20 protein-coding genes are annotated in these 24,119 nt (G+C 68.5%); 12 read left to right on the plus strand and 8 right to left on the minus strand.

The window, feature by feature from the left end:
- Nucleotides 1-51: 51 nt before the first annotated feature.
- Complete coding sequence (locus tag DIE06_RS05490) at nucleotides 52-2,880, minus strand: heavy metal translocating P-type ATPase (RefSeq protein ID WP_124660506.1); 2,829 nt, start codon at nucleotides 2,878-2,880, stop codon at nucleotides 52-54.
- A 381-nt stretch (nucleotides 2,881-3,261) separates the two neighbouring features.
- Here DIE06_RS05490 and DIE06_RS05495 point away from each other — a divergent pair, with 381 nt between their 5' ends.
- Together DIE06_RS05495 and DIE06_RS05500 are read left to right on the plus strand one after the other, a co-directional pair.
- A complete protein-coding gene (locus DIE06_RS05495) occupies nucleotides 3,262-4,701 on the plus strand; it encodes a DUF1254 domain-containing protein (protein ID WP_124660507.1) in 1,440 nt (479 codons plus the stop codon).
- Nucleotides 4,702-4,853: 152 nt separating this feature from the next.
- Complete coding sequence (locus DIE06_RS05500) at nucleotides 4,854-8,687, plus strand: DUF748 domain-containing protein (protein ID WP_124660508.1); 3,834 nt, start codon at nucleotides 4,854-4,856, stop codon at nucleotides 8,685-8,687.
- A gap of 65 nt (nucleotides 8,688-8,752) precedes the next feature.
- On the opposite strand, the gene DIE06_RS05505 is transcribed toward DIE06_RS05500, so the two are convergent.
- The gene (locus DIE06_RS05505) at nucleotides 8,753-8,974 is read right to left on the minus strand and encodes a hypothetical protein (RefSeq protein ID WP_124611411.1); all 222 of its coding nucleotides are present in this window, start codon (nucleotides 8,972-8,974) and stop codon (nucleotides 8,753-8,755) included.
- Between the two features lie 250 nt (nucleotides 8,975-9,224).
- On the opposite strand from DIE06_RS05505, the gene DIE06_RS05510 reads away from it, so the two are divergent.
- Nucleotides 9,225-10,901: an alkaline phosphatase family protein gene (locus tag DIE06_RS05510; protein WP_124660509.1), complete on the plus strand. Its 1,677-nt coding sequence runs from the start codon at nucleotides 9,225-9,227 to the stop codon at nucleotides 10,899-10,901.
- Nucleotides 10,902-10,997: 96 nt separating this feature from the next.
- On the opposite strand, the gene DIE06_RS05515 is transcribed toward DIE06_RS05510, so the two are convergent.
- Entirely contained in the window at nucleotides 10,998-11,894 is an 897-nt protein-coding gene (locus tag DIE06_RS05515) for a LysR substrate-binding domain-containing protein (RefSeq protein WP_124660510.1), read from the minus strand.
- A 159-nt stretch (nucleotides 11,895-12,053) separates the two neighbouring features.
- Here DIE06_RS05515 and DIE06_RS05520 point away from each other — a divergent pair, with 159 nt between their 5' ends.
- The 8 genes from DIE06_RS05520 to DIE06_RS05555 all read left to right on the plus strand — a co-directional run bounded on the left by DIE06_RS05520 (nucleotide 12,054) and on the right by DIE06_RS05555 (nucleotide 18,497).
- Nucleotides 12,054-12,905 (plus strand): ABC transporter permease, encoded by an 852-nt coding sequence (locus tag DIE06_RS05520; protein ID WP_124660511.1) that lies wholly within the window; start codon nucleotides 12,054-12,056, stop codon nucleotides 12,903-12,905.
- A gap of 7 nt (nucleotides 12,906-12,912) precedes the next feature.
- Nucleotides 12,913-13,956, plus strand: a complete 1,044-nt coding sequence (locus DIE06_RS05525) for an ABC transporter ATP-binding protein (RefSeq protein WP_124660512.1) — start codon at nucleotides 12,913-12,915, stop codon at nucleotides 13,954-13,956.
- A 26-nt stretch (nucleotides 13,957-13,982) separates the two neighbouring features.
- Nucleotides 13,983-15,071 carry an extracellular solute-binding protein gene (locus DIE06_RS05530; RefSeq protein WP_124660513.1) on the plus strand — a complete coding sequence of 363 codons (1,089 nt, stop codon included), beginning with the start codon at nucleotides 13,983-13,985 and terminating at the stop codon, nucleotides 15,069-15,071.
- A gap of 10 nt (nucleotides 15,072-15,081) precedes the next feature.
- A complete protein-coding gene (locus tag DIE06_RS05535; RefSeq protein WP_124660514.1) occupies nucleotides 15,082-15,912 on the plus strand; it encodes an ABC transporter permease in 831 nt (276 codons plus the stop codon).
- 70 nt (nucleotides 15,913-15,982) lie between these two features.
- Nucleotides 15,983-16,438: a TIGR00725 family protein gene (locus DIE06_RS05540; RefSeq protein WP_124660654.1), complete on the plus strand. Its 456-nt coding sequence runs from the start codon at nucleotides 15,983-15,985 to the stop codon at nucleotides 16,436-16,438.
- A 130-nt stretch (nucleotides 16,439-16,568) separates the two neighbouring features.
- Complete coding sequence (locus DIE06_RS05545; protein ID WP_006750656.1) at nucleotides 16,569-16,763, plus strand: YqaE/Pmp3 family membrane protein; 195 nt, start codon at nucleotides 16,569-16,571, stop codon at nucleotides 16,761-16,763.
- A gap of 114 nt (nucleotides 16,764-16,877) precedes the next feature.
- Nucleotides 16,878-18,194, plus strand: a complete 1,317-nt coding sequence (locus DIE06_RS05550) for a type II toxin-antitoxin system HipA family toxin (protein WP_124660515.1) — start codon at nucleotides 16,878-16,880, stop codon at nucleotides 18,192-18,194.
- A gap of 15 nt (nucleotides 18,195-18,209) precedes the next feature.
- The gene (locus DIE06_RS05555; RefSeq protein WP_124660516.1) at nucleotides 18,210-18,497 is read left to right on the plus strand and encodes a helix-turn-helix domain-containing protein; all 288 of its coding nucleotides are present in this window, start codon (nucleotides 18,210-18,212) and stop codon (nucleotides 18,495-18,497) included.
- 87 nt (nucleotides 18,498-18,584) lie between these two features.
- On the opposite strand, the gene DIE06_RS05560 is transcribed toward DIE06_RS05555, so the two are convergent.
- From DIE06_RS05560 to DIE06_RS05570, 3 genes are read right to left on the minus strand one after another with little or no spacing between them, the layout of a single operon-like run.
- Nucleotides 18,585-18,773: a hypothetical protein gene (locus DIE06_RS05560; RefSeq protein ID WP_124660517.1), complete on the minus strand. Its 189-nt coding sequence runs from the start codon at nucleotides 18,771-18,773 to the stop codon at nucleotides 18,585-18,587.
- Complete coding sequence (cydB, locus tag DIE06_RS05565) at nucleotides 18,745-19,752, minus strand: cytochrome d ubiquinol oxidase subunit II (protein WP_124660518.1); 1,008 nt, start codon at nucleotides 19,750-19,752, stop codon at nucleotides 18,745-18,747. Before cydB ends, DIE06_RS05560 begins: the two co-directional genes overlap by 29 nt.
- A 28-nt stretch (nucleotides 19,753-19,780) precedes the next feature.
- Complete coding sequence (locus tag DIE06_RS05570) at nucleotides 19,781-21,193, minus strand: cytochrome ubiquinol oxidase subunit I (RefSeq protein ID WP_124611420.1); 1,413 nt, start codon at nucleotides 21,191-21,193, stop codon at nucleotides 19,781-19,783.
- A 454-nt stretch (nucleotides 21,194-21,647) separates the two neighbouring features.
- Here DIE06_RS05570 and ltaE point away from each other — a divergent pair, with 454 nt between their 5' ends.
- Nucleotides 21,648-22,661, plus strand: coding sequence for a low-specificity L-threonine aldolase (gene ltaE / locus DIE06_RS05575; protein WP_124660519.1), 1,014 nt, complete (start codon nucleotides 21,648-21,650; stop codon nucleotides 22,659-22,661).
- A gap of 114 nt (nucleotides 22,662-22,775) precedes the next feature.
- On the opposite strand, the gene DIE06_RS05580 is transcribed toward ltaE, so the two are convergent.
- Nucleotides 22,776-22,988, minus strand: coding sequence for a DUF1059 domain-containing protein (locus DIE06_RS05580; protein WP_057925608.1), 213 nt, complete (start codon nucleotides 22,986-22,988; stop codon nucleotides 22,776-22,778).
- A gap of 159 nt (nucleotides 22,989-23,147) precedes the next feature.
- Nucleotides 23,148-24,053, minus strand: coding sequence for an HTH-type transcriptional regulator ArgP (locus DIE06_RS05585; protein WP_124611424.1), 906 nt, complete (start codon nucleotides 24,051-24,053; stop codon nucleotides 23,148-23,150).
- Nucleotides 24,054-24,119 lie beyond the last annotated feature (66 nt).

Here is a 24,119-nt window from a genome sequence, read left to right on the forward strand (position 1 = left end):
ACGCGGCAGCCCGCCGGCTGTTGCGCTACTGGTTCTCACGACCTCGCCCCATCACCGTGCCTGCCCCTTCCATCTCCTCAGCAGCAACGCGTTCGTCACGACGCTGACGCTCGAGAACGCCATCGCTGCTCCCGCGATCACCGGATTCAGCCAGCCGAGCGCCGCGAGCGGCACGCCGATCAGGTTGTAGACGAACGCCCAGAACAGGTTCTGCTGGATTTTCCTGTACGTCCGCTTCGAGATGTCGATCGCATCGGCGACGAGCGCCGGGTCGCCGCGCATCAGCGTGATGCCGGCCGTATGCATCGCGACGTCGGTGCCGGTTGCCATCGCGATGCCGACGTCGGCCGCGGCGAGCGCGGGCGCGTCGTTGATCCCGTCGCCGACCATCGCGACGATCCCGCCGTGCGTGCGCTTCAGTTCGGCCACCACGCGCGCCTTGTCGTCGGGCAGCACCTGCGCGTGCACTTCGCCGATCCCGAGCGCCGCCGCGACGGCCGCCGCGCTGCCGCGGTTGTCGCCCGTCACGAGCACGCTCGCGACGCCGCGCGCCGACAGTGCCGCGACCGCGTCGCGCGCGCCGGGTTTCACGGTGTCGCCGAACGCGATCAGCGCGAGCAGCGCACGCGGCGCATCGGCGCGCATCAGCCACGAAATCGTGTTGCCCGCGCGCTCGAGTTCCGCGGCACGCGCGTCGAGTTCGGGCGGCACGACGAGGCCGAGTTCATCGCGCCAGCGGGTGCTGCCGAGCGCGAGAAGCTGCCCGTCGACGCGCGCTTCGACGCCGCGTCCGGCCACCGCGCGCGCGTCGGCCGCGACAACTTCGGCCGAACCCGCGGCGGCGGCGCGGGCCGCGACATCCGCATCGTGCGCGGCGACCACGGCGCGCGCGAGCGGGTGATCGCTTTGCCGCTGGACCGCGGCCGCGAGCGCGAGCGCTTGCTCACGCGGGATGCCGACGGCGTCGAACGCCGTCACGGACGGCTTGCCTTCGGTCAGCGTGCCGGTCTTGTCGAACGCGATCACGGTGGTGCGCTGCGCGAGCTCGAGCGCCTGCGCGTCCTTGATCAGTACGCCGTGGCGGGCCGCGACGCCGGTGCCGGCCATGATCGCGGCGGGCGTCGCGAGGCCGAGCGCGCACGGGCACGCGATGACGAGCACCGCGACCGCGTTGAGGATCGCCGTCTCGGTGCCGGCGCCGGCGATCAGCCAGCCGATCAGCGTCAGCACGGCAATGCCGAGGATCGCCGGCACGAACACTTCGCTCACACGATCGACGAGCCGCTGGATCGGCGCCTTTTCCGCCTGCGCGGATTCGACGAGGCGGATGATGCGGGCGAGCGTGGTTTCCGCGCCGATCGCGGTGGTTTCGACGACGAGCGCACCTTCGCCGTTGATCGACCCAGCCGTGACCGGATCGCCGTCGTCCTTCGGCACCGGCAGGCTTTCGCCGGTGATCAGCGATTCGTCGACGTGCGAGCGGCCCGACACGATCCGGCCGTCGACGGGCACGCGCTCGCCCGGACGAATGCTGACGGTCGTGCCGACGCGCACCTGCGCCAGCGGCACGTCGCGTTCGACGCCGTGCTCGACGACGCGCGCACGGTCGGGGCGCAGCGCGTTCAGCGCGCGGATCGCCTCGGTCGTCTGGCGTTTCGCGCGTGCTTCGAGCCATTTGCCGAAGCGCACCAGCGTAATGATGACGGCCGATGCCTCGAAATAGAGGTGGCCGGGGTGCGCGGGGTCGCGCAGCAGCATCCACAGGCTCAGGCCGAACGCGGCCGAGGTGCCGAGCGCGACGAGCAGGTCCATGTTGCCGGTGCGTGCCTTCACCGCATGCCAGGCGGCGCGATAGAAGCGCGCGCCGAAGCCGAACTGGACGATCGACGCGAGCACGAGCTGCAGCCAGCCGGGCAGCATCGCGTCGATGCCGAACGGCGCGACGAGCATCGGCACGACGAGCGGTGCGCTCAGCACGGCCGAGCCGATCACCAGATTGCGCTCGCGGATGGCTTCGCGGTGCTTGCGGGCATCGTGGGCTTGCGCGGGGGCGCCGTCGTGGGTTTCGGCTGCGGCTGCGGCACCGGCGTCCGATGCGGCGGCGAGCGATGCACGGTAGCCGGCCGTCGTGACCGCCGCGATCAGCGCGGCGGCGTCGAGCGCGCCGGCGCCGTGCACCGACGCGCGCTCGGTCGCGAGATTGACCGATGCGCGCGCGACGCCCGGCACCGCGGCCAGCGCCTTTTCGACGCGGCCGGCGCAGGAGGCGCAGGTCATGCCGCCGATGTCGAATTCGAGATCGCGCGAAACGGCCGGCGGCGTCGCGGCGACCGGTGTCGCGCCGTAGCCGGCTTGTTGCACGACCTCGGCCAGTTGCGACGCGGAAACGTCCGGCGCTGCATTGATGGTCGCGCGTTCGGTGGCGAGGTTGACCGACGCATGCGTGACGCCGGGCACCTTCGCCAGCGCTTTTTCGACACGCGCCACGCACGACGCGCAAGTCATGCCGTCGATATCGAGTTCGATCGTGGCGGCGGTCGCGGGCAATGCCGTCGCCGCGGCCGCCGTTTCGAGCCGGGCTTCCGCGCGCGTCGCGTGCCCGGCGTGCGGCGCATGCGCGGCCGCAACGGTTTCGACCACCGCGTCGCGCACGGCTGCGCGATAGCCGGCTGCGCCGACCGCGTCGACGAGCTGCGCGGTTTCGAGCGTGTCCTGCACGGTCACCGTCGCCGCATGCGCGCCGAGATCGACCGCGGCCTCGACGACGCCCGGCACGGCGGCCAGCGCACGCTGCACGCGGCCCGTGCAGCCGCCGCAATGCATGCCATCGACGGTCAGTTCGATCGTGCGCACGTCGGCGGAGGCGAGTGGTTCAGTCATGTCGGATTCCCCAAAAGCGCGGTTCGTGCCGCGAATGACTCCCAGTATCAACATTCCCATGATGGGAAGGTCAAGGGGTGGCGATGCAATACAGGATCGTGCCGGCGGCCGATGTATTCTCGCCTGTCGTGCTGGCCCGCGCAGGCGGCGGGCTGCTCTCGATAGGGGCTGGATCAATGAAGATCCTGGCCGACCGCAGTCCGGCTAGCGCTCCGCCCGTTATTCGGCATATTGGGGGATGCCCTTAGGCGCTATGATACCGGCCTGACATCAGCGCCCGCCGTGCGAAGCGGCGACCGGGCAGGCTGGGGTGCCTTGCTTTCGCCGATCGTGAGTCGAACAAGGCGTTGACTGACAAGAACGATATTCGGCCAGTACTCAATGATTGAAAACCTACGAGAATCAATTTCTCCGCGGCGCGCGGCCTGCGCGTCGCTGGCCCTGGCGGCGCTGCTGGCGGGATGCGCGTCGCAGCCGGACGCGATCCAGCGGAAAACCGGCTGGATGCGTGCCGAAGTGGCCGACTCCTATGTATACGCGTATCCGCTCGTGCTGATGGACGTCGCGAAGGAAGCCGCGACGGGCGGCGACGGCGCGCAGCCGGGCCAGGCGCCGCTCAACACGCTGCGTCACGCGCAGGCGCTGCCGCCCGTCGGCGCGCTCAACCCGCCGCTGCCGGGCGTCGACACGCTCGACTCGACCGGTTGGCTTGACGTCGGCGCCGAGCCGGTGATCGTCACGCTGCCGGACACCCGCGGCCGCTACTGGGATGCTCGCGCGCTCGACATGTGGACGAACGTGCTGTGGTCGTCGTCGAGCGTGGCGGCGCGTGGCGCTCGCGGCGCCGTGCGATCGCAAACGATTGCCTTCACTGCGAAGGACTGGCAGGGCACGCTGCCGAATGGCGCGGTGCGTATCGACGTGCCGTCGGCCAACGCGTGGCTCGAAGTGCGGCTGCAGACGAGCGGCGGGCGCGATCTCACGAACGTGAAGAAGCTGCAGCGGGCGATCCGCGTGGTGCCGCTGTCCGTTTATACGGGCAGCGCGCGCGGCGCGTCGGTCGCGGTCCATGCGGGCAGCGCGCCGTCGGAAGCGGTGGGCGGCGGCACGCCGGCCGAGCAGGTGGCCGCGCTCGACCCGAAGGCGTTCTTCACGCGCTTCGCGCAGGCGCTGCAGGACAACCCGGCGCCGGCCGACGATGCGCATGCGCTGGAACAGCTGAACGACATCGGCGTGACGGCCGGCTACCCGGTGCTGTGGACGGGCGATCGCCTGAGCGCCGCGACGGCCGGCGTCGCCGAGGCGCGCGCGCGGCTCGCGACGGCGCCGTCGAACCTGTTGAACGCGAACGGCTGGACCTGGATCGGCGACACGGCCGGCAAATACGGCCAGGACTATGCGCTGCGTGCGTACGCGGCCTACACGCAGTTCGGCACCGCGACACGCGACGACGAGACGCTCGCGCTCGTGCGCGTCGACAGCGACGGCCATTCGCTGAACGGCGCGAACCGCTACGTGCTGCACTTCGCGCCGGGCGCGCTGCCGCCGGTGCGCGGATTCTGGACGCTGACGCCGTACGCGACGAACGGAGCACTGCCCGACGCCGGCTCGGTGCGCCGCTCGCTCGGCGATCGCGACCGGCTGCGCCGCAACCGCGACGGCTCGATCGACGTGGTCGTGTCGGCGTCGCCGGGCGGCACGCATGCGGCCAACTGGCTGCCGGCGCCGCGCACCGATTTCGCGCTCGCGCTGCGCCTGTACGCACCGAAGCCGCAAGCGAGCGACGGCTCGTGGATGCCGCCCGTCGTCGTCCGGAAATGAACGGATAGGCGCCGCCGCTGTCCGATCCGCGGGCGCGGCGCTCGCGCCCGAGCGACGTTCCGTCCCCCCCTGAGCCTATACTTTCGGGATAGCGTGCGCGGCCGTGCCGGTTGTCCGGTGCGGCCCGGCATCCATTCCCGAGGCATTCAAGCATGGCAAGCGCAGACAAAGAAACCGTATCCTCGACCCTCCATGCCCTCGGCGGCGTTGCACGCTCGCGCCGGACCCGGCGTATCGGCCTCGGCGTGCTGATCTTCCTCGTCTTGTTCGGGCTGCTCGGGTTCTTCGCGGCGCCGCCGCTGATCCGCCACATCGCCGAACAGCAACTGAGCCAGCAGCTCGGCCGGCCGTCCACGGTCCAGCGCATCGCGCTGAATCCGTACACGCTCAATCTCGAAGCCGACGGCGTGCACGTCGGCGAGCGCGGCGGCCAGGGCGACTTCATCGACATCGGCAAGCTCGTCGTGCGGCCGTCGTGGTCGTCGCTGTTCCGCGGCGCGCCGATCGTCAACGAAGTGCGTGTCGACTCGCCGCGCTTTCATATCGTCCGCTACGACGCGCAGCGCTTCAACTTCACCGACCTGATCGAGAAGTTCTCGACGCCGTCCAAACCTGAAAGCAAGCCGACGCATTTCTCGGTGTCGAACATCCAGGTCAACGACGGCCGGATCGACTTCGACGACCGCCTGCTGAACGAAAAGCACGTGGTCGACAACTGGACGCTCGGCATCCCGTTCATCGCGACGCTGCCGTCGAAGACCGACATCTTCGTGCAGCCGAAACTGCGCGCGCGGTTCGACGGCAGCCCGATCGCGATCGACGGCAGGACGAAGCCGTTCGCGCAGTCGCGCGAGTCGGAAGTCGCGCTGACGTTCGACCGGCTCGACGTGCCGAAGCTGATTTCGTACGCGCCGGCGAAGCTGCCGGTGATCGTCACGGGCGGCCTGTTGAGCAGCGACCTCAAGCTGAACTTCGTGATGAGCGGCGACACGCCCACGCTGCGCGTGTCGGGCACCGTCGACCTGAACGACGCGAAGGTGACCGGCCTGGCATCCGAGCCGCTGTTCGCCGCGCGCGGCGTGCACGTCGCGGCCGCCGGCCTCGAGCCGCTGCGCAACGTGCTGCATTTCGACGAGATCCGGCTCGACCAGCCGGTCATCGACCTCGCGCGCGACAAGCAGGGCGTGCTGAACGTCGAGAAGCTCGCCGGCCATCCGGCCGCCGCGCCGAAGGCTGACGCGGGCAAGCCGGCCGCGTCGGGCGTCGCCGCCTCGAGTGCCGCCACCTCGAGCGCCGCCGCCTCGAGCGCCGCCACCGTCGCCGCCGCGAGCGGCGCGAAGGCCGAAGCCGCCGCGAAGGAAGCGCCGCCGCTCGACCTGACGATCCGTCATGTCGCGATCGACGGCGGCACGATCAACGTCGACGACCGCGTGCCGGCGACACCGACCGCGATGTCGCTGACGAAGCTCGCCGCGACGCTCGACGGCTTCACGCTGCAGGGCAAGACGGCGGCGAAGTACACGCTGTCGACGTCGCTGTCGCGCGGCGGCGACGTGAAGGCCGAAGGCGCGTTCAGCCTGGCCGCGAAGCAGGCCGACACGAAGCTGACGGTCGACGCGCTCGCGCTGCCGGCGCTGCAGCCGTATCTTGGCGAGGCGACCCGCGCGCGCGTGCTCGACGGCACGTTCGGCGCGACCGTCAACGCGAAGGCCGACTGGGGCAAGACGCCGCTCGACGCACAGATCGCCGACAGCACGGTGAGCCTGAAGTCGCTGAAGCTCGCGACGCCGGACGCGAAGGCGCCCGCGATCGTGCTGCCCGACGCGAGCGCGAAGATTTCGAAGGTCGACGTCGCCACGCGCACCGCGGAAATCGCGAGCGTCGACGCGACCGGGCTCGCGCTCGACGTGAAGCGCCTGAAGGACGGCAAGATCGACCTGGCGGCGCTGGCCGAACCCGCGCAGGCGGCGGTGCCCAAGCGCACGGTCGCGCGCAAGGCCGAGGCGGCCGCGCCGTCGTGGCATTACCGGATCGACGCGCTGAACGTGAAGGAATCGTCCGCGAACTTCACGGACCTGTCGACGCCGCGCCCGGTGAAGCTCGCGATCAAGCCGCTCGACCTGTCGGTGCAGAAGATCAGCGACGACATGACGAAGCCGCTGCCGGTGCAGCTGAAGGCGACGCTGAACCGCAAGGGCTCGGTGAACGTGTCGGGCGACGTGACCGCGCAGCCGCTGAAGCTCGGCCTGAAGATCGACGGCAACCGCCTCGACGCGGCCGCGTTCGAGCCGTACTTCGGCAGCGCGCTGAACGCGACCATCGCGAGCGCGCTGCTCAACGCGCAGGGCAACCTGACGTTCGCGCAGGTGAAGGACACGCCGCGCGCGACCTATCGCGGCGATGCCGCGCTGGTCGACGTGCGGATGCTCGACAAGGCGACGTCCGACCCGTTCGCCGGCTGGCGCTCGCTCGCGCTGTCGAACCTGAAGGTGAACTACGACGAGAAGGGCACCGACGTCGACGCCGCGCGCGTGACGTTCTCGAACTTCTACGGTCGTGTGCTGCTCGATGCGCAGGGGCGGCTGAACCTGAAGGACGTCGTCGCGAAGGAGACCGGCCCCGCGCAGTCGCTGACGCGCGATGCGAGCAAGGGCGAGCCCGTGCCGCTGTCGCCGGGCGCGACGCCGCCGGCGGCCGCACAGGCCGCGTCGGCCGCGGCGGCACAGCAGGCGTCCGCGCCGGCCGCCGCATCGACGACGGACGTCGTGAAGGCCGCGCCGCCGCCGCAGAATCCGGTGCGCATGCATTTCGGCCAGCTCGTGCTGCAGAACGGCCGCGTGACCTACACCGACAACTTCATCAAGCCGAACTACACGGCGAACCTGGTCGCGATCAACGGGACGGTCGGTGCGTTCGGCACGGATTCGACGACGTCCGCGCCGGTCGACGTCGCCGCGAACCTCGCGGGCAACGGACCGATTTCGATCAAGGGCTCGGTGAACCCGCTGATCGACAAGCCGGCGCTGGACCTCACGGCGACCGCGCACGACATCGAGCTGACCAACCTGACGCCGTATTCGGCGAAGTACGCCGGCTACCCGATCACGAAGGGCAAGCTCAACGTCGACCTGCACTACCAGCTCGCGAACGACCAGCTGCAGGCGAACAACCACATCTTCATCGACCAGCTCACCTTCGGCGATCACGTCGAAAACGATACGGCGACGAAGCTGCCGGTGAAGCTCGCGATCTCGCTCTTGAAGAACACGCGCGGCCAGATCGACGTGAACCTGCCTGTGTCGGGCTCGCTGTCGAATCCGGAGTTCAGCATCGGCGGGCTGATCTGGCGCGCGGTGCTGAATCTGATCGCGAAGGCGGTCACGTCGCCGTTCACGCTGCTCGCGAACGCGTTCGGCGGCAGCGGCGGCGAGGAACTCGGCTACGTCGAGTTCGCGCCGGGCTCGTACGAGCTGACCGACGCGCAGCAGAAGAAGCTCGACACCGTCGTGAAGATGCTGACCGAGAAGCCGTCGATCCGGCTGGACCTGATCGGCCGCGTCGATCCGCCGAAGGACACGCCGGGGCTGCGCGACGCGTACGTCGAACGGTTGGTCCGCCAGCAGAAGCTGAAGGACGTGATCGGCCAGGGCGAGAGCATCGATCCGATGTCGGTGAAGGTCGAGCCGGCCGAGTACACCAAGTACCTGACGCGTGCGTACAAGGACGCCGACTTCAAGAAGCCGCGCAACCTGATCGGCCTGCAGAAGACGCTGCCCGACGCCGACATGAAGCAGGCGCTCGCCGATCACGCGCCGGCCGACGACAACGCGCTGCGCGCGCTCGCGCAGCAGCGCGCGCAGGCCGTGCGCCAGTACCTCGACGGCAAGATCGATTCGAGCCGCATGTTCGTCGTGGCGCCGAAGCTCGATGCGAAGGGCATCGAGGACAAGGGCGCGACGACGCGCGTCGACTTCGGCCTGCAGTAAGCCTTACTTCATCATCCGCCGCCGCCGCGTCCGATCGCCAATCGGGCGCGGCGGCGCGCGTCCCGTCAGCGCACCTCGATCGCCGGTTCGCGCTTGTCCAGTTCCTTCCTCGCGGCCAGCGGCAGGCGGGCATCGTCCCACTGCGTGAGCCATTCGACTTCCTTCGCGGTGAATACCTGGCCGTAGTTGCGCAACGCGTACTGCAGCGCGTCGACGACGTGGTGGCGAATGATTTCGGGGGTGCGTGCATCGTCCAGCACGAACCGGAGAGCTTCCAGGGTCGACATACTCGTGCTCCGGGTCAGGGAAAACCCTTTATCACACGCCAATAGTCGCGCGCCAACCCCGAAAAAAAACCGGCCGCATGCGGGCGCGGCCGGAATGCAGCTTATTGCGACCGCGTGATGTCGTTTGCGATTCGTTACGTTTGATAGAAAACAGAAAGCCCCGCTTCATCGGACCGCCGCACGATCCGGCCATATTTTGCGCGCCTGTTGGCAAGTCACGCGGTTCAACGTCAATCGATGAGGTGGGGTGATGATTTCCAGGTTCGTTAAGCAACGGAAAATGGCGGCGATGGTGGCGGGCGCGCTGGCGCTCGCAAGCGCGGGCGCCTGCGCGGCGCAGCAGGACGGCAACGGCCAGGGCAACGACGCCGGCCACGGCCGGCGCGTCGCGAAGCACGTGCTGCTGATCAGCGTCGACGGCCTGCACGAGCAGGATCTCGCGCGCTGCATCGGCGCGAACACGTGTCCGAACATCGCGGTGCTCGCGCAAAGCGGCGTCACGTACACGAACGCGTATACGCCGGGCCTGTCGGACTCGTTCCCGGGCCTCGCGGCGCTCGTGACGGGCGGCTCGCCGAAGACCGCCGGCCTGTTCTACGACGTGTCGTACGACCGCAACCTGTACGCGCCGACCGACACGACCTGTTCGGGCAAGCAGGGCTGGAACGTCGTGTTCGACGAGACGACCGGCATCGACGCCCAGAACGGCGGCGCGCTTGTCCACCTGAACGGCGGCGGCGCGTTCAACCCGCAGGCGATCCCGAACGCGAAGGTCAACGGCAAGTGCGTGCCGGTCTATCCGCACAACTACGTGAAGACCAATACGGTGTTCGAGGCCGTGAAGGCCGGCATCCCGAACGCGACCACCGCGTGGGCCGACAAGCACGCATGGGGCTACGACTGGCTGAACGGCCCGTCGGGCACCGGCGTCGACGATCTCGCGCGTACCGAGATCAACTCGATCGACCCGGCGACGAACACCGCCTACACGGACGTCTATTCGCATACCGCGCAATTCGACAACCTGCACGTGCAGGCGCTGATCAACCAGATCAACGGCCTCGATTCGACGGGCACGAAGCGCGCACCGGTGCCGACGCTGTTCGGCGGCAACTTCCAGACGCTCAGCGTCGCGCAGAAGGCGCCGGTCGCGAAGGGCGGCGGCTATCTCGATGCGAACTTCACGCCGAACGGCCAGGTCGCGAATGCGATCACGTACGTCGACAACTCGATCGGCCATATCGTCGCGGCGCTGAAGCAGGCCAACCTGTATTCGTCGACGGCCGTGATCGTCACGGCGAAGCACGGCCAGTCGCCGACCGATCACTCGAAGCTCGTGAAGAACGGCGACACGCTGACGAAGCTGCTTGAAACGAACAACTATCTCGACCCGAACGGCAACTTCGGCCAGAACAACACGTCGACGGGCAACCTGAACGACGGTTCGGGCCTGGTCGGCACGGGCTTCGTGCAGACCGACGACGTCGGCCTGATCTGGCTGCGCGACCGCAGCCAGCGCACGGCCGTGGTGCAGACGCTGAAGGCGAACCTGGGCTGCAATGCACCGGGGATCTGCGCGGACGGCCCGCAGGCCTACGTCCTGTACGGCGCGGCGCTGGCCGAGCGCTTCGGCGATCCGGCCAACGGCCGCACGCCGGACATCGTCGTCCAGCCGAATCCGGGCGTGATCTACACGTCGAGCACGAAGAAGGACGAGGAGCACGGCGGCAACGCGCCGGACGACAGCCACCTCGGCCTGCTCGTGTCGTACCCGGGCCTCCATCGCGCGCGTTCCGTGAGCGATACCGTCGGCACGAAGCAGGTCGCGCCGACGATCCTCGGGCTGCTCGGCGCCGATCCGAAGCTGCTGCACGCGGTCGTGGCCGAGAACACGCACGTGCTGCCGGGGCTGGGTCTCGGCAACTGACGCAGCGCGCCGGCCGCCGCCGTTGTCGGGTGGCGGCCGGCGCATGACGCGCGCCGCCGCGCGTCGTTTTGCATCGCCGCGCGTGCCCGGCCGGGCTCACGCACGCGCGGATTCGTCCAGCATCCATTCCCTGAAGCGCCTCAGCGCATCGCTCGTCGCCAGGCGCTCCGGCGCGTAGCACAGGTAGTGCCCCTGCTCGTCCACGTCGACCGGCGCGTCGAACGGTTCGATCAGCGAGCCGGACGCGAGATTGTCGAGAATCAGGAAGCGCGGCACCAGGGCGAGACCGAGCCCGGCCTGCGCCGCCTGGATCAGCACCGAATACTGTTCGAAGCGCGGTCCGGCCAGCGCATTCATCTGCGTCGCGCGATGCCGCTCCGCCCACGCGGACCATGCGATCCCGGCCTGCTCGTGCACGAGGCGCGGCGCCGCCACGGTGTCGGCAGGTTCGCGCAGCGCATGCCGCTCGGCGAATTCGCGCGTGCAGACCGGCACGAAAGTCCGGCCGTCCAGGTAATCGCTTCGCACGCCTTCCCAGGTACCGTCGCCGTAGCGGATCGCCGCATCGAGCCCGAACGGGAACGCGTCGCCGGGGGCGAGATGACGGCGAAAGCTCAGCGTGACGCTCGGCGCGGCAGCGAGAAAGCGCGCGAGCCGCGGCACGAGCCACTTGGTCGTAAATGTCGGCACGCTCGCGATCGTCAGCAGGTCGCTGTTCTCGCGTGCGCTCAGCAGCTCGATCGACGCGTTGCCGATTTCGCGCAGCGGCCCGACGATGCGGGCGTGGTACACCTGGCCCGCACGGGTGAGCGCGAGCCCGCGCCCCTCGCGCACGAACAGCTTCACGCCGAACAGCGTTTCGAGATTCGCGATCTGCCGGCTGACCGCGCTGGGCGTCAGGCCCAGTTCGCGGGCCGCATAGGAAAAATTCAGGTACTTCGCGGAACTGGCGAACGCGTGCAGCTCCGCCACGTTCGGATACAGGTGCTTCATTCCGCTATTCCGTCCCGGCACAGATCGATGCCGGCTTTGTACGTTTTTTTCATGACGATGCCATGTCGAAACCGCACACTGCGCCGGTCTCGAAACACGTGCGTGCCCCGTCCGGCGGGCGTCGCGCGCTGTCTTTCCTCATTGCCAGCGAGAGCGTTCATGCATCCGTCCATCACCCCGGCCCTGGCCGACGGTGTTCCGATTCGTCGTAACAAACCGGCGGGCCCGCGCATCGGCCGGTTGTTGCTGCAGGCGCTCGTCGCGGTGTTCGGGCTTTACCTGCTGCTGCCGATCGCGCTGCTGCTGATCGGCTCCGTCGGCGAGTCGTGGACCAACACGCTGCTGCCCTCGGGCTTCACGTGGCACTGGTTTGCCGATCTGGCCGCGAACCGGAGCTTCACCCGCGCGTTCGGCGTGAGTTTCATGGTCGCGCTGGCGTGCTGTGCGCTCAATGCGGCGATCGGCCTGCCGCTCGCTTACGCGCTGCATCACCGCGCGCAGGCCGGCGGCGGGCTCGCGACGCGCGTCGTGATGCTGATGCCGGTCGCCGTGCCCGCGCTGACGCTCGGCTTCGGCTACATCGCGATCTTCAGCGGCGACACGCTGCCGTGGCTCGGCACGTTGCCGCTGATGATCGCCGCGCATGCGGTGCTGACGCTGCCGTATCTGCTGCAGACCCTGCTCGGCGACCTGCGCCATCTCGGCCTGGCGCGTCTCGAGGCCTGTGCGGCGACGCTCGGCGCGACACCGCTGCGCCAGTTCCTCACCATCGTGCTGCCGAACCTGCGGCACAGCCTGTTTTCCGGCCTCGTCATGGTGGCCGCGCTGTCGATCGGCGAATTCCAGATCTCGAACCTGATCGCCGGCTTTCGCTACCGAAATTATCCGATCGTGCTGCTGCAGGCGTTCTACGGTGCGTCGGGGATGGCGTGCGCGGCCACCGTCGTGCTGCTCGTGCTCGCCGTGCTCGCGACGCTCGTGTCGGTCGGCACCGTGCAACGCCTGAAGTGAGTCCGTCATGAGTCTCGAATTCGAACACGTCAGTTTCCAGTATCCCGGCGCGCGTCATGGTGTCGACGACGTCACGCTGTCTGCCGCGCAGGGCGAACTGCTCGCGGTGATGGGGCGCAGCGGTTCCGGCAAATCCACGCTGCTGCGGCTCGCGGCCGGGCTGCTCGACGGCTGGCGCGGCCGCATCGCGATCGGCGGCGACGACGTCGCCGGCGTGCCCGTGTGGCGGCGCGAAGTGGGGATGGTGTTCCAGCACTATGCGCTGTTCCCGAACCTGTCGGTCGTCGACAACGTCGCGTACGGGCTGCGCATGCGCGGCGTCGCGGCCGACGTGCGGCGCCGGCGCGCGCTGGACATGCTCGAGCGCGTCGGCCTGGCGACGCATGCGGCGCGCGGCGTCGCGATGCTGTCGGGCGGACAGCAACAGCGCGTCGCGCTGGCGCGCGCGCTCGTGATCGAGCCGAAGCTGCTGTTGCTCGACGAGCCGCTGGCGGCGCTCGATGCCGGCATCCGTCATCAACTGCGGGACGAGATTCGCGCGCTGCAGCGTGCGTGCGGCGCGACGACGCTGTTCGTCACGCACGACCAGGACGAGGCGCTGAGCATGGCCGACCGCGTCGCGATCGTCGACGGCGGCCGCGTGCTCCAGGCCGGCACGCCGCGCGACCTGTACGAGCGTCCGGCGAGCGCGCAGGTCGCACGCTTCGTCGGGCACTCGACACTGCTGCGCGGGCGCGTGCTCGCGCACGGCACGGTCGACGTGCGCTTCGCGACGCTGCATGCGCAGACGGGCGAGCACCGGCCGGGTACGCCGGTCGAGGTGCTGGTGCGGCCCGAACACGTGCAGGCCGATCCGCCGGATCACTGCCCGAACCGGCTCGACGGCCGTCTCGGTGACGTGCGTTATTTCGGCGCGACGCAGCGCTACGACTTCATTCCGGCCGGCTCGACCGACGCGCTGTTGTGCGAAGGGCGCGAACCCGCCGCGCGCAGCATCGCGATCGAGCCGCGACATCTGCTCGTGCTGCCGGCGTCGCCGGACGCGCAATGACTTTTTTCGTACAACGGAGATTTCCGATGATTGCAGGCTCCTCTCTAGTGAAGGCCGTGCGGGCACGCGTGCTGGCGCTGTGCGCGCTCGCGGCGCTTTCCTGCGCGGCCGCGCATGCCGCGCCGCTGTATCCGGGTGAAGACGCGCTGTATGCGAAGGCCGCCGACGAAGGGCTCGTCGTGTCGTTCGATACCGGCCCCGAATGGGCGAACTGGAAGGCGCTGTTCGCCGAATTCCGCAAGCGCTACCCGAAGGTCGAGATCACGTACAACGACATCGGCTCCGCGGCGACCGTCGTCGCGCTCGACAAGTCGCGCCGTCGTCCGCAGGCCGATACCGCGTACTACTTCGCCGCGTCGGCGCTCGATGCCGAGAGCAAGGAAGTCGTCGCGCCGTTCAAGCCGGTGAACTTCGACAAGCTGCCGAACGTGTTCCGCTCGGCGGACGGCCGCTGGTTCGCGGTGCACTCGCTGAACATCGCGTTCCTCGTCAACAAGAAGCTCGTCAAGAACGTGCCGCAGCGCTGGTCCGACCTGCTGAAGCCCGAATATCGCAACGCGGTGGTCTATCTCGATCCGCGCTCGACCGGGCAGGGCCAGGTCGCGGTGTTCGCGGCGGCGTACGCGAACGGCGGCAGCGTCGAGAATCCGAAACCGGGCGCGGAATTCTTCGGCAGGCTGAAGCGCGCGGGCAACGTGCTGCGCGTCGAGGGCACGACGCCGTATGCGAAGTTCGTGAAGGGCGAGATCCCGATCCTGATCGGCTACGAGAACGACGGCCTCAAGGCGAAGTACGCTGACGGCATGGGCGACGCGGCCGACGTCGTGATTCCGCAGGACGGCAGCGTGTCGGCGCCGTATGCGATGAGCCTCGTGAAGAACGGCCCGAACCCGTCCGCCGCGCAGCTCTGGCTCAACCTCGTGATGAGCGACGTCGGCCAGGCGCTGTTCGCACAAGGTTATGTGCGCCCGGCGGTGCCCGGCACGCCGGTTGCGCCGGAGGTCGCGGCGAAGCTGCCGAACGCGCCGCAGGTGCGCCCGCTCGACGTCGCGAAGGCGGCGGCGCGCAAGGCCGAGATCGACCAGCTCTGGTCGCAGGCGACGCTCGGCCAGTAAGGAGCGCGCGATGCAGACCTCCCTGGCCGAACGCGGCGCGCTGCGCCGCTTCGGCGCGGTTCCGGCGGCGATCTTGCTGGCGGTGTGCTTCGTGCTGCCGCTCGCCGCGCTCGTCGGCTCGGCGTTCGCGGACGGCAGCCGTGCGTTCGTCGCGGTGCTGCGCGATCCGCTCGTGGCCGACGCCATCGTGCGCTCGCTCGCGCTGGCGGTCGGTGCCGGCACGCTGTCGGTGGGCGTCGGCGTGCCGGTCGCCTTTGCGCTGGCGGCGCAGTCGCCGGCCCGTCGCCACTGGTCGCTCGCGCTGCTCGGCGTGCCGCTCGCGTTTTCCGGGCTGGTGATCGCGTACGGCTTCATCCTCGCGTTCGGCCGCGCGGGTTTCGTCACCACGCTGGCGGCATCGCTGGGCGCGGACCCGAACGTGCTCGGCGGCGCGATCTACACGATGCCGGGGCTGGCGGTCGCGTATGCGTATTACCTGATCCCGCGGGTCGCGCTGATGATCTACCCGGCGCTCGCGAACCTCGACCGGCGGCCGCTCGAGGCGGCGCTGACGCTCGGCGCGCGGCCGTGGCGCGCGTGGCTCGACGTCGCATGGCGCGAGCTGTGGCCGTCGGTCGCGTCCGCATGGTGTCTCGTGACCGCGATCGCGCTCGGCACGTACGGCACGGCGCTCGCGCTGGCCGGTACGCAGATCAACATCCTGCCGCTGCTGATGTACCTGAAGCTGTCGGACGGGCAAACCGATTTCTCGCAGGCGGCCGTGCTGTCGATCGTGCTGACGGCGATCTGTACCTGCGTTCTTGCTCTGGGGGAAGGCCTTGTTCGACAACGGCGACATTGAGTGGTCGGAGGCGGCGCGCTCCGCGCTCACGGATCTCGCGCAGCGGCAGCGCGGCACGCGGCGGCATTGCATGCCGGTCGGCGTGATCGGTCCGCGCGATGCGACGGACGAGCAGATGCGGATCGCGGAACGGATCGCGCATGCGCTTGCGGCAGCGGGCGTCGCAATCGTCGGTGGCGGCAAGCAGGGCGTGATGGAGGCGGCCGCGCGCGGCGCGCAGGCGGCCGGCGGGTGCGCGATCGGGCTGCTGCCCGAGGAGGATGCGCGGGAGGCGAACCCGTACCTGACGGTCGCGCTGCCGACCGGGCTCGGCATTACACGCAACGCGCTGATCGCGCGCGCGTCGCTGTGCCTGGTCGCGGTCGGCGGCGGGCTCGGCACGCTGTCCGAGATCGCGCTCGGGCTGCAGTGGGGCAAGCCGGTGTTCGCGATGTGCGACGCGCCGCAGGTGGCGGGGGTCGAGTGCTTCGACGCAACGGACCGGCTGGTCGCGCGTGTCGCGCAGTGGCTGGCCGATGCGGCGTAGGTCGCGTCCCGCGCGCGCCGATCGCCGGCTGTGTCGGCACGCGAGTGGCGGGTCCGGGCTTGAAATGCGGCGCGCGACCCGCCATATTGGCTGCGCATGAACGTTCAACGACGCCTCCAGAGGATTCCCGATGCGCCTTTTGCTTGCCCTGCTGTTGCCGTGGTTCCAGTTCTTCACGATCGGCCGCCCGATCGCGGGGATCATCTGCCTGATCCTGCAGCTCACGATCATCGGCTGGCTGCCGGCCGCGATCTGGTCGGTATATGCGCTGAGCCAGTACAAGACCGATCGCAAGATCGAGGCGGCATTGGGCGAGCGGCGGTAAGGTGCGGGGAGCGCCCCCGACCGTTTAGTGTCCAACAGCAGGATACCTATTTCGGTAGAAATTTATATAATTCAGCTGTGATAAGCGGCGTTATTTGTATATATTTCTACTGAAATGACTGCCTCCTGCACGATCCAGCTCCACGCCGAGGGTATCTGGCACGACGTCGGCGTTGTCACCCTGTTTGGTGAGCCTGATGAGGGCTGGCGTGGTCGCGCCTATACGGGTTACGACGTCGAATGGATTGTTGAGCATCAATTCGCCCGCGACGCGTACGCGATGGCGTGCGGTTTCCCGGTCGACCTGGAGCCGCTGGTGACGCCCCACTGGCCGGTTTTCCTGATCGATTTGTTGCCGCAAGGCTTCGGCCGCCAGGAACTGTTGCGCCGCCTCGATTTGCCGGAAACGGCGGAGGAGCGTGCAGACTGGCCGTTGCTGTTGGCGGGAGCCGGTAACTCGATCGGCAATCTGCGCGTCAAGGAAGCCGCACAGTGGCTTGCCGAGCGCCAAGGTCCGCACCAAGGTTTTACGGACGATGACGTTGCCGCCCGGGGAGGCGCATTCAGCGAATATCTCGCCGAACACGGATGCTTCGTCGCGGGCTCGTCGGGTGTGCAGGGCGAGTGGCCGAAGCTGTTGCTGACCCGTGCCGACGACGGGTTGCTCTATCTCGATCACACGCTGCCTGACGCGCATGCGGTCGAGCACTATATCGTCAAGTTCGGGCGCGGCGCGAACGAGCGCCGCGCCCAGATCCTGCGTCACGAAGCGCCCTACATGGCATTGGCTCGGCGCCTTGGCTTGCGTGTGCATGCGCCGCTGACGTTACGCGACCGGTCGCTATTCATTCCGCGGTTCGATCGCGCACGCATCGGCGATCGTGTCGTGCGGTTCGCTCAGGAAAGCATTGCGTCGCTGACGGGCAAAGCCGGCTTCGGTGTCGTGCCGAGTCACGACGAGGTGTGCCGGCATCTCGTGCATCAATGCACGGATCCTCAAACCGAGGTGGCCGAGTATCTGTGCCGCGATGTCGCGAATCTTGCGTTGGGCAACAAGGATAATCATGCACGAAACACCGCATTGCAACGCGACTTCGATGGCCGCGTTGCCCTGACGCCGCTTTACGACTTTGCACCGATGTATCTGCACCCCGACGGCATTGCACGGCGCATCCGCTGGGAAGGAAATGACGGTGGCCAGCCGGACTGGGCGCGGGTACTCGATGCGGTCGTCTCGTCGAGCGAGCCGCAGGCGGGAGACCTGCATGTCGGGCTGGATCGTGACGCCTTGCAGGTGAGGCTGCGCGCAATGGCGCCGCGCTTGCACGAGATCGCGGACCATGGCGCCGAGCTTGGTCTGGAGCACGATGTGCATGCTTTTCTGAAACCCGGCCTCGAGCGACTCGCTCGAGAACTGGATGGGCTGCGCTAGGGCGCGAGCGACACAATGGACAAACGCTATAACGCGATGTCGCTCCCCGAACAGCTTGCGCTGCGGCGCCAGGCAATCGAGGACGTTCTCGCGCATCCCGAGTGGTCGCTGCGCGAATCGGTACGCCATCTGAAGAAGACGATGCGGCTGACGAGCACCGAAATGGCGAAGCTCGCCGGCGTGTCGACGAAGACGATTCAGGATATCGAGCAGGGCCGCAGCGACGGGACGGTGCAGACGATGAACCGCATATTCGGGATGCTGGGATTGAAGCTAGGCGTGGTGCGGCGGGCGCCGCAATAACGCGTCCGGCAGAGCAAGCGCATCGCGTATCGATGCGCGTGGCCGGCGTAACGGGTGCGATCGCCCGGTCAGCCGGCCTCCTGGGCTTCATTTCACCGCAAACAGCGTCAGGTTCATGAAGATCCTGAACGCATAGCCGAGCGTGACGGCGCCGAGCACGCCGCCCGCCCACAGGACGACGAACCACATCCAGCCGCGCATGCGCGGCCGCGGCGTGCCGGGCCGGCGCGCCGCGGAATCAGGGGTTTCAGTGGTGGTAGTAATGCTGGTCTTCATGGCGCACCTTGCCTCGGAATACCCAGTAACCCATCGTCGTGTAGGCGATGATGATCGGCAGGATAACCGCTGCGCCGACCAGCGTGAAGGTCTGGCTCGACCGCGGCGCCGCCGCTTCCCAGATCGTCATCGTCTGAGGAATCGCATACGGGAACATCGTGACGAGCAGGCCGACGTAACCCAGCAGCACGAGCACCAGCGCGAGCACGAACGGCGTCATGTCGTGCCGGTCGCGCACCGCACGACGCATCCACACCGCGCACCCGGCGACCAGGAACGGCACCGGCAGCAGGCGCCAGAACAGCCCCGAATCGAACCAGCGCTGCGCGATGGCCGGATCCTGCAGCGGCGTCCACAGGCTGACGACGGCAATGAAGCCGAGCAGCACGACGGTCAGCGGCCACACGACGCGATGGAGGCGCCGCTGCAGGTCGCCTTCCGTCTTCGCGACGAGCCAGCAGCAGCCGAGCAGCGCGTACGTGACGACCAGGCCGAGGCCCGTCAGCAGGCTGAACGGCGTGAGCCAGTCGAATGCGTCGCCGGCGAACACACCGTCCTTCACGTTGATGCCCTGCAGGAACGCGCCGAGCGCGATCCCCTGGAACAGCGTCGCGCCGGCCGAGCCGCCGATGAACGCGAGATCCCACAGCTGCTTCGTGCGCCGTGCCTTCGCGCGGATCTCGAACGACACGCCGCGGAAGATCAGGCACACCAGCATGAAGATCAGCGGCAGGTACAGCGCCGACAGCACCGTCGAATAGACGATCGGGAACACCGCGAACAGCCCGGCGCCGCCGAGCACGAGCCACGTCTCGTTGCCGTCCCACACGGGCGCGACGGTGTTCATCATCAGGTCGCGTTCCTTCTCGTCCGGGAAGAACGGGAAGACGATGCCGATGCCGAGGTCGAAGCCGTCGAGCACGACGTACATGAAGAGCCCCAATGCGATGATCGCGGCCCAGATTACGGTGACGTCCATAGGTTTTCTCGTTTGCGAAATGGGTGGCTCAGACGGTCTCGATCAGCTCGTCGACGGCCGACATCGGGCGGCGCGCGGTGTGATCGGGGCGCGTGTCGGGTGTGTCGTCGTGCTTGACGTCGGGCAGCGCGGGGCCGGCCTTCATCAGCTTCAACATGTAGTACACGCCGGTGCCGAACACGAGGAAGTACACGATCACGAACGTCATCATCGACAGGCTGACCTGCTGCACCGACAGCGGCGACACGCCCTGCGCGGTGCGCATCACGCCATACACGACCCACGGCTGGCGGCCTGCCTCGGTCGTCACCCAGCCCGCGAGCAGCGATACGAAGCCGGTCGGGCCCATCACGAGCGCGAAGCGCTGGAACCACTTCGATTCATACAGGCTGCCGCGGCGGCGCAGCAGCCAGGCGAGCGCGGCGAGACCGATCATCGCGAAGCCGAGGCCGACCATGATCCGGAAGCTCCAGAACACGACCGTCGAATTCGGGCGGTCTTCAGGCGGGAAGTCCTTCAGCCCGCGGATCTCGCCGTCCCAGCTGTGCGTGAGGATCAGGCTGCCGAGGTGCGGCACCTTCACCGCGTAGCGGGTCGTCTCGGCCTTCATGTCCGGAATGCCGAACAGGTTGAGCGGTGTGCCGCCCTTCTCGGTTTCCCACAGCCCTTCGATCGCGGCGATCTTCGCGGGCTGGTGCTTCAGCGTGTTGATACCGTGCTGGTCGCCGATCACGGCCTGCAGCGGTGCGAGCACGAGCAGCAGCCACAGCGCCATCGAGAACATCTTCTTCACACCCTTGTCGCGGCGGCCCTTCAGCAGATGCCACGCGCCCGTCGCGGCCACGACCAGCGCGGCGACGATGAACGCGGCGATCGCCATATGGAACAGGCGGTACGGGAACGACGGGTTGAAGATGATCGCGAACCAGTCGGTCGGCACGACGCGGCCGTCGACGATCTCGAAGCCCTGCGGCGTCTGCATCCAGCTGTTCGACGCGAGGATCCAGAACGTCGAGATCAGCGTTCCGATCGCGACCATCAGCGTCGCGCCGAAGTGCGCGCGCGGGCTCACGCGATTCCAGCCGAACAGCATGATCCCGAGGAAGCCGGCTTCGAGGAAGAACGCGGTCATCACCTCGTACATCAGCAGCGGGCCGGTGACGGCGCCGGCGAAGCTCGAGAAGCCCGACCAGTTGGTGCCGAACTGATAGCTCATGACGACGCCGGAGACGACGCCCATCCCGAACGCGACCGCGAAGATCTTCGACCAGAACAGGCACAGCGTTTTGTAGTACTGCTTGCCGGTCTTCAGCCAGCGATATTCGAGCACGGCGATGAAGCTGGCGAGGCCGATGCTCAGCGCCGGGAAGACGATGTGAAAGGAGACGGTGAACGCGAATTGCAGGCGGGCCAGATCGAGGGCCGAAAGTGCGGTGTCCATACCAGATGACCGAGGCTGACGATACCCGCCGGCGGGTGCCGGCGGCCCCCGGGCCGACGGGGCAGCGGGGTTGGCTGGAGTATGGATTGCGATGTTGCGCCGCGAAATGCGCCAACTCGTCGCAGATGTCCAGCCCGGTGCGCGCGATTTCGGGATAAATCGTTGATTCGTATCAAGAACGTCGTTCGTGGCGCAGGCGGCTGCGGCGTGGCGGTCTGCCGCACGTGCGGCAATATGGCGCGTCGCATCATTCGATCGATGCGGCCGGCGCAACGAGGTCGGCGCACGCCGCGGTGTCGCCCCGCGTCCGGTCGGGCCGACGTCGGGTCGACGCGGCACGCATGCGGCGCGCATGCGGCCACCGGCAGGCGCTGCGCGAATTGCGTACACTCTGAGTCTCGTTTCGGCAGGGCCGGGCGCATCGGTTCCGGTCCGCGTTCACTCAGGGCACAAGATGATCGATTTACGCAGCGATACCGTGACACGTCCGAGCCAGGCGATGCTGGCCGCGATGACTGCCGCCGAAGTCGGTGACGACGTATGGGGCGACGACCCGACCGTGCTGCGCCTGCAGGCGGTCGCGGCCGAGCGGGCCGGCAAGGAAGCCGGCCTGTTCTTCCCGAGCGGCACGCAGAGCAACCTGGCCGCGCTGATGGCCCATTGCGAACGCGGCGACGAATACATCGTCGGCCAGCTCGCGCACACCTACAAGTACGAAGGCGGCGGTGCGGCCGTGCTCGGCAGCATTCAGCCGCAGCCGATCGAGAACGCGCCCGACGGCACGCTGCCGCTCGCGAAGATCGCCGCGGCGATCAAGCCGATCGACAACCACTTCGCCCGCACGCGGCTGCTCGCGCTCGAAAACACGATCGGCGGCCAGGTGTTGCCGGACGGCTATGTGCAGGAAGCCGTCGCGCTCGCGCGCAGCCGCGGGCTGGCCGCGCACCTCGACGGCGCGCGCGTGTGCAATGCGGCCGTCGCGTCGGGCCGTCCGATCGCGGAACTGTGCGCGCCGTTCGATACCGTGTCGATCTGTTTCTCGAAAGGGCTCGGCGCGCCGGTCGGCTCGGTGCTGGTCGGCAATCGCGCGCTGGTCGAGCGCGCGCAGCGCTGGCGCAAGGTGCTGGGCGGCGGGATGCGGCAGTCGGGCATCCTCGCGGCGGCCTGCCTGTATGCGCTCGACCACAACGTCGAGCGGCTGGCCGACGATCACGCGAACGCCGCGCATCTCGCGGCAGGCCTCGCGCGCATCGAGCCGGTGAAGGTGCTGTCGCACGCGACGAACATGGTGTTCGCGCAATTCCCCGAAGCCGATTGCGCGCCGCTTGAGGCGTGGCTCAAGGAACGCGGGATCCTCACGCAGATGCTGTACGCGTCGCGCTTCGTCACGCACTGCGACGTGTCGCGCGCGGACATCGATACCTTCATCGACGCGGTCGGCGCGTATTTCGCGCAACGGCGCGCGTAAGGCGGAATGCGCCGGCCGGCGGGGGCGCCGGCGCGTCGTGGCGCGAAGCAGGAAGTGGGAAGGCGATCGGGGCGACGCTGCAGCCCGCCGGTCGATATCCGGCGTGCCGGCGGATTACGCTTGCCGGGGCGTGTCGACCGGCGGCGTGCCGTCGCGGAACAGGGATTTCAGTTGCGTGCGCAGTTCGGCGCTGTCGGTGTGCTGGTGCACCGAGACCGCATGTTGTACGGCGGCTTCCAGCAGTTCGTTGTCGGAGTCGGCGGAAATCGCGACCGAGCAATTCATCGCGCTCGGGAACTCGCGGCAATCGATATAGCGGCGGGACATGATGTTCTCCTCACGGGAAAGGGAACGGCCGGATATGCATGATCGGCCGCGCCGCGCGTTCGCGAGGCCGATGAAAAAAGTATAGGCGGCGCGGCGGGGTTTCTGGCCGCCGCGCGCACGGCACCACGTGCCGCGCCGGCGGTGTCGATCACCCCCGCGTCACGGCAGCGGCGCGAGCAACCGGCGCGCCGCTTCGACCACCCGTGCGGACAGCGACGCCATGGTCGGCGACTGCACGGTCCACGCATGCCAGTACAGCGCGATGTCGGTCGGATGCATGGGCGCGAGATCGACGAGCCCTTGCGCGTCGAGCGGCGCGCCGCCGATCAGCGGCTCCGGCACCATCGCGTAGCCGAGCCCGTGCCGCACCGCCGCGAAATGCGCGTGCGTGCCCGGCACGTAGTGGCACGGATACGCACCTTCGGGCAATCCGAACTTCTCCTTCAGGAACGTGGACTGCAGCGTGTCGCGCCGCGAATACGCGACGACGGGTGCATGGCGCGCGCTCGTGCGGTTCAGGCCGCGCGGAAACCAGCGCACCGCGAACGCGGCGGCCGCGAGCAGCCGGTAGCGCATCGTGCCGAGCGGCGTCGCGACGCAGCCGCGCATCGGTTTCGGCTCGGTCGTCACGCAACCGACGGCCATCCCGCTTTCGAGCAGCGCGAACGTGTGGTCCTGATCCTCGACGATCAGCTCGAACAGGATGCGCTCGCCCGCGAGTACCGACGTCAGCGCGGGCAGGAACCAGGTGCCGAGGCTGTCGGAGTTCAGCGCGATCGTGACCGAGATCGGCGATTCGCGCTCGGTTGCGAGCGTGCTTTGCAGGTCGGCCTGCAGCAGCGCGACGCGGCGCAGGTGCTGCAGCACGCGCTGTCCGGCCACCGTCGGCCGGCACGGCCGCGTGCGCAGCACGAGCGGCGTGCCGAGGCTCGCCTCCAGCGCGCGGACCCGCTGCGTGACGGCGGACGCGGTCACGTGCAGGCGCACGGCGGCCTGCTCGAAGCTGCCGGTGTCGGCGACGGCCAGCAGCGCGGCGGCCTGCTTCGGATCGATCGTCATCGACATATCGACGCAATTCCTGTGAACGTAAGACGAGAGCAGGCGGTAGTGTAAGGCAGTGTGCGCGACGGT

Source organism: Burkholderia sp. Bp8998, assembly GCF_003854235.1.
Classification (GTDB): domain Bacteria; phylum Pseudomonadota; class Gammaproteobacteria; order Burkholderiales; family Burkholderiaceae; genus Burkholderia.